This window comes from Bacillus sp. JJ1532 (assembly GCF_036965085.1).
Lineage (GTDB): Bacteria > Bacillota > Bacilli > Bacillales > Cytobacillaceae > Cytobacillus.
The window spans coordinates 98922-111933 of the sequence record NZ_JBALOW010000008.1 but is presented as its reverse complement, the minus strand read 5'-3'; the positions used below and the strand labels follow the sequence as shown (position 1 = coordinate 111933).

The following is a 13012-nucleotide window of genomic DNA, read 5'->3' as shown; positions in this document are numbered from 1 at the left end:
AGGAGCAGCATAAATTTGCTGCTCTTCCTGTTTATTGAAAAACACAATGTTAATTTTTCAGCAAAGTTTGATTAAGACCTGAGTACAAGTCTTTCATTTGGACAGTAACAATTTTAGCACCGATTTGAACATGTACCATGTTGTCAAAAACAGCAGTAACAAGACCGTTGAGGGATACTTTCGAGCCAATGTTTACATCTTTTTTTTCGTTTTTATCCTTTTTGCTATCTGCCATCATTACACATCCCATTCAATAAAAAATTTTTAATATTATAAAAAGAATATATCCTTTTAATTGTAAAATAAACCTCCAAATAAAAAAAGTATTATGCATTTAAAAAATAGTGAAGGGTAAATTAATAAAAATAAATAAGGTTCTTTAATTCCTACTTGACTCATAGGATTACATGAGATATAGTTTTATCATTATTGAAGATTATTATTTTAGGAGGAAATAAAATGACAACAGGGCTTGTTATCATAAATATTGCTATTATGTTATTAATTATTATTGGCCTGTTCTATATGCAGAAAAAACATATATCATTTTCTAAACGTGTTTTTACCGCATTAGGATTAGGGATTGTGTTTGGTTTTGCTTTACAGTTTATTTATGGACCGACTTCAGAGGTTGTTGCTGAATCATCAGCGTGGATCAATATTGTTGGCGGAGGCTATGTAAAGTTTCTGCAAATGATTGTTATGCCACTTGTATTCATTTCGATATTAACTGCTTTTACGAAGCTGAAATTGAGCAATAATATAGGAAAGATTAGTACTCTTATTATTGGCTTGCTAGTTGCAACAACAGCTGTAGCAGCCGCTGTAGGTATTGCTACAACTCTAGGGTTTAATTTGGAGTCTGTTCAGATTACTCAAGGCGATGCTGAAATAGCCCGCGGTGAAGTGATGGAGCAAAGAAATCTTGAATTAGAAGGAAAAAATCTCCCTCAACAAATTTTGGAATTACTTCCAGCTAATCCATTCTTGGATTTAACTGGTGCACGTCCAACTTCAACGATTTCAGTTGTTATCTTTGCAGCATTTCTTGGGTTTGCCTATTTAGGTGTTAGAAGAAAGGCACCTGAACAAGCTGAATTATTCTCGAAAATTGTAGATGCATTTTACGCAGTAATCATGCGTGTTGTGACGATTATTTTACGCTTAACTCCATATGGTGTCCTTGCTATTATGACAAAGACGGTAGCCTTGAGTGATTTTGATGCCATACTAAAGCTCGGTAAGTTTGTGCTCGCGTCCTACGTCGCATTGCTCGTTATGTTCCTAATTCATTTATTATTGCTGACATTTGCTGGACTTAATCCGGTAACGTATGTGAAAAAGGCATTTCCTGTACTAACCTTTGCCTTTACATCACGTTCAAGTGCTGGTGCCCTTCCATTAAATATAAAAACACAAAAGTCTCTTGGAGTCCCTGATGGAATTGCCAACTTCTCTGGATCGTTTGGTCTTTCGATTGGGCAAAATGGATGTGCTGGTATCTATCCAGCTATGCTTGCAATTATGATTGCGCCAACAGTTGGAATTAATCCATTATCACCATCATTCATCGCAACGGTTATTGCCGTAGTAGCGATTAGCTCCTTCGGTGTTGCTGGAGTTGGCGGCGGTGCAACCTTTGCAGCTATCTTAGTTTTATCTGCACTAAACCTGCCAGTTGCTTTAGCGGGTCTCTTAATCTCAGTTGAGCCGCTAATCGATATGGGGCGTACTGCTCTTAATGTAAGTGGTTCTATGACATCAGGACTTCTAACGAGCCGAATGACTGGTGAAATTGATTCAACTATTTATAATAATATGGAAGAGAAAATTGAAGCAGAAGCATAAAAAAATCGGCAGGTGCCTACGAAGGCATTTGCCGATTTTTTTCATTTTGCAGATTTTCACTATCAAATAAAAACCCTTTTGATAAAATAAGCCCAGCAATATAAAGAAGTAAGGCAAAGTATGCTGGAAGAAGGTGAATAAAGGTTGTATAACTGATAAAAAAATGAGTTAAGATACCGGCTGAAAAGGCTGGCAGGCCCCCAAATAGAAAGGAGTACCATACCCATTTAGCCCCTTCATGAAAGCTCCAAAGCGCCATCATGAGTACAAGCAGCCCGACACTAAATAAGGCACTCCCAAACCCGGCCCGATCATGGGCAATGACTGGAATTAGCCGGTTATTAATTTCATTAAGAATCTCAGGCGGGATACAAATAAACCCAGTATCTGTCGGTACAAAAATACTTGTAGTCCCGATAGTCGAGATGACGACTCCGCCAATGACAAATGAAAATCCCAAAATGACGAAGCAAAGCTGGCCCCATAGTGATTTTTTCCAATTCGAGGTATTTCTGCGGTTTTTTGAAACTGGAGAATGAATGGCTCCTTTTGTTTGACGAACACCCCATATGAAAAATGGAAGCAGGATAAGCCAAAATAAACCATGCAGCCAATCAAAGTATCCATACCCGATAAATAGAAGTATTCCTAAAAACCCTGAAATGGCAGCGATATTAATGGCTTTCCTTGCCCAATGCAACCCAAATTGCACTCCGTTTTTTGCTAGCTGCATATAAAGAATCGACCCAGAAATCATCGTTCCAGCAAGGGTCATCCTATCATGAGCCATAAATTTAAGGATGTTCGGATTTAAGGAAATTAATTCCTCTCTTGTCATTTGGATAAATGCTTCATCATACGGAAGAATGACACGTGTCATACTAAAAATAAGTGCAAGAAGTCCTCCGCAGAAAATAATAAACCCAAACAGCCAATACCATTTCCAGCCTTGTATAACATCCATTCCGTCATCTATTCCTTTAGAATCAGCAAGAGCTTCATTAATTCTTTTTGGAAGACCAGGGCCAGAAGAGACATAGCCCTCTGTCAGCATGATAAGGTCTGCTCCTAAATCATGAAGCAGAACGGCGTCTTCAGGCTCATATATCCCTCCTGAAATAATAATAGGAATCCCCGCCATTTGCTTACCTTGAAGAAGCTTTAAGGCACCGGCTATCTCCATAGTTTGCCTGCCCGAAGGCTGATCTTCATTCGCTTCCTCAATTAATAATCCATTTATGAAATTTGAGCTGATTAGTGATTGAATGTGAGGCAGGAACCTACCTATTTTATTGTGAGCAATGGCCAGAATAATTGGTTTCTTGCTTTCTTTTGCAAGAAGTCCTAAATGCTGACTGGCGTTTAGTAATGAAAGAAAGTCAATCACAAATGCATCTGCAAATGGTGTCAACGGCTTTGAAAGCTTTATTAATTCATCCATACTTTCACTGGAGCATAAATTTAATCGAATAAATAGTGGGATAGTAGCCTTCTGTTTCTTTAACCTTTGCACGGTTTGATCGATCCCTATTGATTCGAGGGGCTTTGGATAAAGAATGGTCCCTGTTTGATTATCAAATCTTACTGTCTCTTTGGAGTCATTAGGATCCAAACTGACAGGACCTACTTCAATGAAACCGAAGCCGAGATAAGAAAATGCCTTTGTTCCGGACAATAGCGGGTCAATTTTCCCGCTTAAGCCGAGTGGGCTTGAAAATGTGCAATTAAATAACCTTTTGCCTATTGTGGGAGAAGGTTTCATATGGCCTAGAAATTCAATTCCTTGTTTTCCGCCTGGTACACTCGCAATCATACACATTCCCCGGTGAATGAATTCTCTTCCAGCCGAACCGGATAGCCGGGAAAGCCATGGCTTAAACAAAGGGTGATAGGACCAATCAGGCATAAAGCTGTCCCCCCTATATAAGAACTATATCTCTATTCTACAGGAAGAATTTTCAAATAAAAGAGGAAATGGAAAGGTTTTTAGGGAATTTTTATAAGAAGGAAAATATAATGGTAAGATGTGACAGTTCGCTAATTCTAACGTCTAATTTAGATGGGAAAATGAAAATTATTCATATAGGGTGAAAAAAAGATGACGACAAATGGAAAAATATTAATTATTGAAGATGAGCAGTCTATACGTAAATTAATCGCATTTAATTTACAAAGATCTAATTTTGAAGTAATGGAAGCTGGTGAAGGGAAGCTTGCATTAAAGCTAGTCGAAGAGTATAACCCATCTTTAGTTATTCTTGATCTCATGCTTCCTGACATGGATGGCTTTGAGATTTGCACTACGATAAGGGAAAAGAATCCTCAGCTGCCAATCATTATCCTTTCGGCACGAGGGCAGGATATGGATAAAATAATGGGTCTTGAGCTTGGGGCAGATGATTATATTGTGAAGCCTTTTAATCCGCTGGAGCTTGTAGCTAGAATTAGGACTGTATTAAGAAGAACAGAAATCATACAACAGCCGGCAAAAACTTCAAAATTAGAGGCAGGACCATACGTAATTGATATTAAAACACAAAGGGTCTATAAATCAGGACAGCTTTTAAAGTTAACTCCCCGTGAATTTCAACTAATGAAATATTTCTTTGAAAAGTTGAATGAAACCATTTCAAGAGATGAATTCCTTGATGAGATATGGGGATTAAATTATTTTGGAGACCCCAAAACAGTTGATGTGCATATTAGAAGATTAAGAGAAAAAATTGAAGATGACCCTTCAAATCCATTATATTTAAAAACGATCTGGGGATTTGGGTATTGCTTTGAGGAAGGCGAAAAGCTGGGATGAAGAAAGGGATTAAGAAGCGTCTAGTATGGAGTTATCTTTTATTAATCATCTTTACAGTAGTTCTATATGAGACTATTATTCTATCTGCCCTTTACACTTATTACATGGGGGGAGTCAAACAGGCTCTTAGAGATCAGGGATCCATGTTTTCAACTTTTTATGAGCCATACATTGAGTCCGGAAAATTATCCCATCAAGCGGAACAGCTTCTTAGTCAATATCATTTTAACATCGGTGCACAGGTGCAAATTATTGATTCTGATGGGACTGTGCTTGCCAATACTCATGATCAGGGGAAATTAAATCTTGCGGCTCTTGAGGATGTTAAATCTGCTTTAAATGGTACTACAGGCTATTGGATGGGTGATAACGGTGATGAAAAACTGTTAGCAGTAACACAGCCAATTTTAGTGGGAAATGAGCCAATTGGAGCGGTCAGGTTTATTTCATCTATAGACAACCTATATTCTGTTTTTATTCAAAATTCAGTAATGTTAGCTGGAATCGGAATCATTGTTATTTTGCTTGTAGCATGTATTAGCTATTTCCTGGCAGTCTCCATTACAAAACCAATAAGCACCATTACATTGGCGGCAGAGCAAATGGCTGCTGGTTTTTTTGCGACAAGAATACCGAAGAAAAAAGATGATGAAATCGGCAAGCTGGCTGACACATTAAACTTTATGGCTAGAGAGGTTGAAAAGCATGAAAAGCTGAAGAATGAATTTATTGCATCTGTTTCACATGAATTAAGAACGCCGTTAACCTCTGTAAAAGGATGGGCAGTTACTTTACATTCGTTGTCTGATGATCCGATGTTTAAAGAAGGGCTGGAAATCATTTCAAATGAAAGTGACCGGTTAAATTTGATGCTAGGGGATTTGCTTGATTTATCGAGTTTATCAACTGGCAAAGTAGAATATCTTTTTGCTAGTGCCGATTTATCAAAATTAATAAGGGAAGTGGCTGGACAGCTGCATCCGCGTGCAGAGAGGCAGATGGTAAATTTAAAGGTATTAACAATGCCTGAAGGCTTAATGGTTAAACTTGATCGAAACCGGATGAAGCAAGTATTGATTAACATCTTGGATAATGCTCTTAAATTTACACCCCAAAATGGCAGCATTACCATTCATATTGAACGGAAAGAAGGAATGACAATCATTGAAATAGCTGACACAGGAAAAGGAATACCACCTGATGACCTGCCTGCCATAACGAAGAAATTTTATAAAGGCAAATTTCGTGGGTCTGGTACAGGACTGGGACTTGCTATTTGCCACGAAATTATTCATGCCCATGGAGGAAGTCTTGAGATTAATAGTGAGGTCGGTAAAGGAACAACCGCCATCATATCCTTCCCTAATGTCGATTAGCGATCTAATCTTCTTAATGTATATGCAATGATTAGTTAACCTATTTGAAACGAATTCCATTACTTATTGTAGTATTCTTTTTGTAGGGAGGAAATATAGGGGGAAATTATGAGGAAATATTACTTGCGGTTTTGTGCTTTGCTTTTAGCCAGTACATTTTTTCTTGGGGGATGCAACTTCCTTCCAGAGCCAGTGACATTAATACAAGCACCTCAATACACGGAGGCGGCTAGTGAAATAGAAAAAACACTGTTATTAAAATCTAAAGAATTCTTACCTGCCGGAACAATGTTTACAACGGCTGGTCAGCCAGTAGGCAATGAATCTACTATACAAGCGGATTTAGATGGAGACGGAGATAATGAGGTCGTTTTTCTTTACCAGTCCATTGGAAAACAAGAACAATCAGGGGCATTAATATTACGGAAAGAAAAAGGTGAATGGATAAAGGAAACGGAGGTTAAAGGGACTGGGTATGAAGTCAGCTGGGCTAGCAGTGCAGACATTACAGGTGACGGAAGACCAGAACTATTATTAGGCTGGAAAATAGGTGTATCGGCCGGGAATATCCTGGACATTTTCACATGGGAACCGGGCCAACAAGGTGGATTAGTAAAATTAGCACAGTTAAACTACCACGAAATGGAAGTTCTGATTCCAGAGGATAAAAAGGACTCACAGGCAAGATTAGCTATTTGGAATAGAGAAATGGCCGATGTGTATAGAACAGATCTTGTTAAGTGGAATAACAATTCATTTCAATCTGACTTAAGCTTCTATCCTGCCTATTTCGTAAAGGTAGCTGATTACTATGATTCAAGGGCTATGAATGTCCCTAAAGCTCCTTATTATTGGTATTATCTTGCGGACGCAAGGTTAAAAGAAGGGCACCCTGAGCTTGCGTTTCAAGCAATTGAAAAGGGAATGAATTTGAAAATGACTTTTCCTTCAAGAGATGAATTTGAAAATCTGAAAATGGAGATAGAAGAAAAGCTAGCACACCGAAACAGTGATACGGTTCCCTTTTATTTACGGGAGGCAGATATCACGATGAATATCCCGAAAGCTTTGGCTTCAAATCTTTTCATAAAAGGTAAAGAAGGAAATAATAGTGAATATATGATTAATGTAAATAAAGTCCTAGACAATGGGCAAACGGAAATATTATTTACCGTGGAAGCCCATCAAAAAGATTGGATTAGCAGTTTGGAGAACTATGGTTTATCTCCGCTCTTTGAAACAAAAACTCTTACGTATGGCGTTCGAAAGAATAAAGAATTTCTTCATGATCCGGAGGTAGGTCAAATAATTAGCAGTATTAGACCGGGGGCGGACTACAAGAAACTAAAAAGTCAGGAAGAACAAATGTTGCTGGAAATGGTTCAAACGGCAGTAAAGAATTACTGGTATGTGACAAGCGGAGGAAAAATGGAAGAGGGTCTGATTGAAAGCTTTCTATTGAATGAGATGGATTACCGTTATATGGGGAGTGACCTTGATACAAAGGAGAAAATGAACGAATATTTATTAAGCACATACTCGGTGGAAGCTATTCATCAATATATGGAAAGAGCAGGCATAGTCCTGCATAATGGAAAGCTTGCTCAGCCAAATGCAGACGGAGGTTCACGTGCAGATTACGAAAGAGCAACCATTTTTCTCACAAAGGATGCAGGCTCTGAAAAAGAATACAATCTAAAAGTTCCGCTCGGTGATAGTTTAGTTACTGAAACTGTTCATATCGTTTTTCGCCAAACCGATAAGGGCTGGAGAATCGATTCCATCCCCGGCAGCTTTTAAAATGTGGCAGGCTATTATAGCCTGCTAATTTTTTGAAAAGTGAATGGTTTTAAGAAGATAGGAAGTTAGTCTATCCTCTTAAAACCAGCAAAAATCGAAATACCATCTTTCATTCCATTAAAAGATAGCATTTAAAAGAAGGTAAACAAGACCTGCGATCGTTGCAGAAATGGGTAATGTGATAACCCAGGTGATAAGCATTCTTTGTGCTGTTCCCCATTTAACCCCTTTTAGGCGGTGAGCAGAACCGACTCCTAAAATAGAAGACGAGATAACATGTGTTGTACTGACTGGCAAATGAATAAACGTAGCCCCGAAAATAATCATGGCACCTGTTATATCGGCTGCTACGCCATTCACAGGACGTATTTTCATGATTTTCCCGCCGACTGTTTTAATAATCTTCCAGCCGCCGACAGATGTTCCAAGTCCCATTGCAAGCGCACAGGAGAACTGAACCCAGAATGGAATATCTGTAGTTGTCACATAATTATTAGCTATAAGTGCCATTGTAATAATTCCCATCGCTTTTTGTGCATCATTCGTCCCGTGTGTATAGGATTGTAATGCAGCAGTAAAAATTTGAAACAAGCGAAAATTTCGATTGGTCTTTGTTAAATTGTTATTTCTAAATACGACTTTAAAAATGCTGTAAACAATAAATCCGACTACAAACGCGATAATTGGCGAGAAAATAAGCGCCTGTAAAATTTTTAGAAAACCTTGGTAATTAAGAGCAGCAAACCCTGAAGCAGCAATGGCCGCACCGGCAATAGAGCCAATTAGCGCATGTGAGGAGCTGCTTGGAATGCCATAATACCATGTTAATAAATTCCAGAAAATCCCTGCAATCAGTGCAGCCAGAATAACTAATGATCCATTTTGCAATGTAAACGGGTCAACGATATCCTTTGTAATTGTTTTGGCAACACCTGTAAAAGTCATCGCTCCAACAAAGTTCATTACTGATGCTAAAATGATCGCATGCCTCGGTTTAAGGGCTTTCGTTGACACAGATGTAGCAATTGCGTTAGCAGTATCATGAAAACCGTTTATGAAGTCAAAAGCTAAGGCTCCGATGACAATTAAGATTGTTAAAATAAATAATCCATCCATTTGTTACGGCTCCTTATGCATTTTTCATGATGATGGTTTCAAGTGTGTTAGCAACCGCTTGGCAGCTATCGGCTATATCTTCCATATTTTCGTATATCTCTTTGTACTGAATGATTCTGATTGGATCCTTCTCTACGGAGAAAAGATGTTTGATCGACTGGCGAAGAACGCCATCGCATTTTGATTCATGATCTTTAATTATGATTAGATGTTCTCTAATTTGCAGTAATTTTTTTGTTGAAAGAAGTTCTATTGATTTTTCAATTTCAAAAGCAGAGTTTTTAATTGCATCTACGAACTTAAGCATGTAATCATCAGCCTGAGTGATGGAGTACATTTCGAATAGGGCTGCACAATGTTCAATTCCATCGATTACATCATCCAAACTCATTGCAAGGTGCAGGATATCTTCACGCTCAATTGGCGTAATAAAGGCATTATTTAATTCCCTGATCACTTCATGAACATACGTATCCCCTTTTGACTCATAATCCTTCATCGTTTCTGAAAAAACTTTCAAATCACTTACATTGTTCAGTTTATAGTCTGCGAAGTAAATTGCACCCTCTTTTACGTTCAATGCAATATTGCTTAACAACGTATTGAATTTGTCCTTCTTTTTGAAAACCATGTTTATAACCCCCATAGAAAAAATTTCATCCAAACGAAAACAATTTTATACGAAAATGAGTGAATTAGATAGTTTTAAGTCGAAAAAAGTTGATAAATTCTTTTGATAGAAAAAAAATTCAATATTTCTTATAGGTTCCTTAGTATGTGAAATTTCGGTTACATTATCATCATTTTACAAAAAGCAAAAGTTTTGGACAAATGCTGAGCGGGTAATTTGTTATTAATATCCCGGCATATGCCGTTTATATAGGTTGAGCGATTGCCTTAGAGCAATCGCTTTTGGTTTTTTAGTAAAAAAAAGTGTAATTGTGATGATTTCTGGGTAACTTACATATAAGCTTTTCAAGCTTGTACCAATTTTTTCGTTCACTTATAAAAAGTGGAAATTAGTTTTTTGAATGAAAGAAAAAAAACGGAGAAAAACTATAATCAAAACAGCAAGGAGTGATATTATGTTTAGCTTTTTATGGGCATTAATTATAGGAGGAATTATTGGGTGGGTTGCTGGAATGATTGCCGGCAAAGATATTCCAGGCGGTGTTTTTGGTAATATAATTGCAGGATTTGTAGGAGCATGGTTAGGGTCTGCAATCTTTGGTGATTGGGGTCCAGATATCGCTGGCTTCCCGATTATTCCAGCCTTAATCGGTTCAGTGCTGCTCGTATTCCTTCTAAGCCTTATTATGCGAGCCTTTAGAAGAACGACTGACTAATAAAATTGAGGAAGTAATTAGGCGCTGAAACAAGACAAAGAAAAGTAGAAGGGTCGTCTCAAATGCCAAATAATTGGCATAAGAGGCGGCCCTTTTCATTTAGGTAAGGTCACTGGGCAAAACTTGCAGCAGCTCTGCCGGCATGACTGATTTGTTGTTCTCTTCCTCAGGTAAAGGAGCATTGCAGCTGATTTTTTCCATCGTAAAGGGGTGAGGAAATTCGAGTTTAGCAGCATGTAATGCTTGTCGGTCAAAGATGGGCTTCCCACCGTATAAAACGTCACCAGCTAAAGGATGACCAATATAGCTTAAATGTACACGGATTTGATGTGTACGTCCAGTTTCCAGCTGACATTTAATAAGTGACAGGTTTTGTTTCGGATACGTTTTAATTAACTCAAAATGTGTAATTGCCTGTTGTCCGCTTGAGGATACACGCCTTCTTGTTGCATGGTGGCGATCACGTCCAATGGGCTCCCTAATGATTCCTTTTTTAGTCTTTAACAAGCCATGAACGAGGGCAACATACGTGCGTTTTATGATCCTTTCTTCCAGCATCCTATCCAGAATGCTTCCGACAAGAGGATGTTTGGCAAAGAGCACGGCTCCAGTCGTATCGCGGTCCAGCCTGTGAACATGCTTCACTTTCCGATATTCCCCTTGGGATTGTAAGTGATAGGCAACTGCATTAGAAAGTGTATTTGTCTGTCCATCCTCGTTAGGGTGAGTATCCATATAGGCTGGCTTATTAAGAACAAGTATATGATCATCCTCATAAAGGATTTTCACATCTTTATAAAAAGGAGTCACGCCAAAATCCTCATCAACAAAAATTCGTAATTGCAATTTATCCATATATTTTAATGGAGAATTCCAGTTAACCCATTCACCGTTAACCTTTACCTGGTTTTCCATACGCATAAAATGAATTTGTTTTTTCGGTGCTCTCCAAATATTTCTTAGAATATAATCTATAGTAAATCCGTCCCAATCACGGGGCAAAGTTAATTCATACCATTCTCCAAATCTTATGGCTTTAATCATAGACTTCTCCTTTATATATGCAAAAATGGAAACACTTTGGATTTAATTACCACCCTAAAAAACTTAATGAATATGCTATTCTAATGATATATATTACGAACAGGTTACAATGTTTAAAAGGTGGTCATTTATGTGAAAGTTGTATATGCTTCAACTCATGTACAAGAGCTGAAAATTAAGGAACTTATACAAACTCTATATTCAAATGTTTTTCCTCTTTATTTTCCTGATGAAGAAATAAAGGAATTTGAGCGCATGCAAGTATTACATACGACAACAAGACATTCCGAATACTTTGGAACATTAAAAGAAGCATATCAGGTTATAGCGAGTATGCAAACCATTATATCCATACTAGAACTTCCACAATTAGATGAGAAATATGAGGGCTTATTTGTAAAAAATGTATACACACTACAGGAGTTTGGTTTAACCTTCCCATTTTCCTTCAGCCAATTTTGCAGCAGCAAAATGATAAAGGATGATGTACTTAGTATTTATACAAAAGCTGCAAATGAAATATTAATATAACATGAAAACGCCTGCAATGTGAAAATTGCAGGCGTTTTTTTCGTAGGTTTATTACAAACTATTTTCATTAAACCATTGTTTAAACACATCTTCGTCTTGGTATCCTGTTATCCGATTAACTTCTTTTCCATCTTTATATTGGACGATGGTAGGTGTCTGCGTAATCAGATATTTATCCCAGCCATTTTCAAATTCGAGCAAATTATATTGTACAAGATCTAATTTCATATCCTTTGCTAAAGGAGCAACAACCGGTGTGGTTCTTTGACAATGGGAACATGTTGGGCTAAAAAAGTACACAGTCACATCTTCTTTATTATCAAGTTTCTTTTCTAATTCCTCAGGAAGGATTATATTTTGATAATTAGGGTCATCAAGCTGAGATATTGTTTCAGGATGAAGTTTATTCTTTTCATATGGATTATCACCGGAAACCTTCTCTTCATTTTGCATTTTTGTTAAAAAACCGACAGCTACAAAAAGAACAATGATGACTGCAAGAAATATAACAATTTTTTTCATCTTATTTTACCTCTTTCGTTTTTTTCCATAAAAGATAACTGCATATAAAAATAATGATAAAAGCAGTCAAAGCTAGAAATGGAATTGTAATAAATCCAAGCCAATTAATATATTGGCCAGTACAAGGGACTCTCCCGCATGAAGCGGCATGCTCAGCAAGAAAGGACACTTTTTGTATGGAATAATGATATAGTGAAATACAAGCACCAATACCAGACAGGACCATGGAATAAATGCTGATTCGATAATCCTTTCGAATAACCGCCATTCCTAATATAATAACAAATGGATACATAACTATTCTTTGGTACCAGCACAGTGTACAAGGCTCATATTGACGAATCTCTGAAAAATATAGGCTTCCGAACATCGCAATAACGGAGGCTGCCCAGGAAATAAACAGTAACGATTCACGATTATCTTTCGTTTTATTCATAGTGTACTCCTCATTAATTGATCATACTTTAGAAAAAGTATAGTGCTTCTCAGCATTCGTTGTAAATTACTATTAAGAGAATATCACGGTTTGTTTTGTGTTTCGTCATAATTTTGTCATCAATAAAGTTTGTCCATTGTTTTATCTTAAAGAAAACGGAAAAAATATTCAAATATGTTGGCTG

At 37.4% G+C, this 13012-nt stretch carries 13 protein-coding genes; 6 read left to right on the top strand and 7 right to left on the bottom strand.

Features of this window, described 5'->3' with window-relative positions; genetic code table 11:
- Window positions 1-49 precede the first annotated feature (49 nt).
- On the bottom strand, window positions 50-235 hold the full coding sequence (locus V7122_RS04250; RefSeq protein ID WP_335489517.1) for a hypothetical protein: 186 nt from the start codon (window positions 233-235) through the stop codon (window positions 50-52).
- 224 nt (window positions 236-459) lie between these two features.
- On the opposite strand from V7122_RS04250, the gene V7122_RS04245 reads away from it, so the two are divergent.
- A complete protein-coding gene (locus tag V7122_RS04245) occupies window positions 460-1848 on the top strand; it encodes an L-cystine transporter (RefSeq protein ID WP_335485448.1) in 1389 nt (462 codons plus the stop codon).
- Between the two features lie 16 nt (window positions 1849-1864).
- On the opposite strand, the gene V7122_RS04240 is transcribed toward V7122_RS04245, so the two are convergent.
- The gene (locus V7122_RS04240; protein WP_335525876.1) at window positions 1865-3754 is read right to left on the bottom strand and encodes a dihydroorotate dehydrogenase; all 1890 of its coding nucleotides are present in this window, start codon (window positions 3752-3754) and stop codon (window positions 1865-1867) included.
- A 192-nt stretch (window positions 3755-3946) separates the two neighbouring features.
- Here V7122_RS04240 and V7122_RS04235 point away from each other — a divergent pair, with 192 nt between their 5' ends.
- The 3 genes from V7122_RS04235 (at window position 3947) to V7122_RS04225 (ending at window position 7833) form a co-directional block, all read left to right on the top strand.
- Window positions 3947-4657, top strand: a complete 711-nt coding sequence (locus V7122_RS04235; RefSeq protein ID WP_335345571.1) for a response regulator transcription factor — start codon at window positions 3947-3949, stop codon at window positions 4655-4657.
- Entirely contained in the window at window positions 4654-6033 is a 1380-nt protein-coding gene (locus V7122_RS04230) for a sensor histidine kinase (RefSeq protein WP_335525875.1), read from the top strand. The genes V7122_RS04235 and V7122_RS04230 overlap by 4 nt, the downstream gene beginning before the upstream one ends.
- Window positions 6034-6141: 108 nt before the next feature.
- The gene (locus tag V7122_RS04225) at window positions 6142-7833 is read left to right on the top strand and encodes a DL-endopeptidase inhibitor IseA family protein (protein WP_335525874.1); all 1692 of its coding nucleotides are present in this window, start codon (window positions 6142-6144) and stop codon (window positions 7831-7833) included.
- A 117-nt stretch (window positions 7834-7950) separates the two neighbouring features.
- Here the strand turns inward: V7122_RS04225 and V7122_RS04220 are convergent, their stop codons facing one another.
- Complete coding sequence (locus V7122_RS04220) at window positions 7951-8949, bottom strand: inorganic phosphate transporter (RefSeq protein WP_335345568.1); 999 nt, start codon at window positions 8947-8949, stop codon at window positions 7951-7953.
- A gap of 13 nt (window positions 8950-8962) precedes the next feature.
- Window positions 8963-9580 (bottom strand): DUF47 domain-containing protein, encoded by a 618-nt coding sequence (locus tag V7122_RS04215; RefSeq protein WP_315668054.1) that lies wholly within the window; start codon window positions 9578-9580, stop codon window positions 8963-8965.
- A gap of 454 nt (window positions 9581-10034) precedes the next feature.
- Here V7122_RS04215 and V7122_RS04210 point away from each other — a divergent pair, with 454 nt between their 5' ends.
- Window positions 10035-10295: a GlsB/YeaQ/YmgE family stress response membrane protein gene (locus V7122_RS04210; RefSeq protein ID WP_335345567.1), complete on the top strand. Its 261-nt coding sequence runs from the start codon at window positions 10035-10037 to the stop codon at window positions 10293-10295.
- Between the two features lie 99 nt (window positions 10296-10394).
- On the opposite strand, the gene V7122_RS04205 is transcribed toward V7122_RS04210, so the two are convergent.
- Entirely contained in the window at window positions 10395-11339 is a 945-nt protein-coding gene (locus tag V7122_RS04205; protein WP_335355142.1) for an RluA family pseudouridine synthase, read from the bottom strand.
- Between the two features lie 132 nt (window positions 11340-11471).
- Between V7122_RS04205 and V7122_RS04200 the strand changes: the two genes are divergently transcribed.
- Window positions 11472-11870 (top strand): YhcU family protein, encoded by a 399-nt coding sequence (locus V7122_RS04200; RefSeq protein WP_335355141.1) that lies wholly within the window; start codon window positions 11472-11474, stop codon window positions 11868-11870.
- 51 nt (window positions 11871-11921) lie between these two features.
- Here V7122_RS04200 and V7122_RS04195 read toward each other — a convergent pair whose 3' ends face one another.
- A complete protein-coding gene (locus V7122_RS04195) occupies window positions 11922-12392 on the bottom strand; it encodes a thioredoxin family protein (RefSeq protein WP_335355140.1) in 471 nt (156 codons plus the stop codon).
- 1 nt (window position 12393) lies between these two features.
- Window positions 12394-12828: a disulfide formation protein C gene (locus V7122_RS04190; RefSeq protein WP_335355139.1), complete on the bottom strand. Its 435-nt coding sequence runs from the start codon at window positions 12826-12828 to the stop codon at window positions 12394-12396.
- Window positions 12829-13012: the final 184 nt, after the last annotated feature.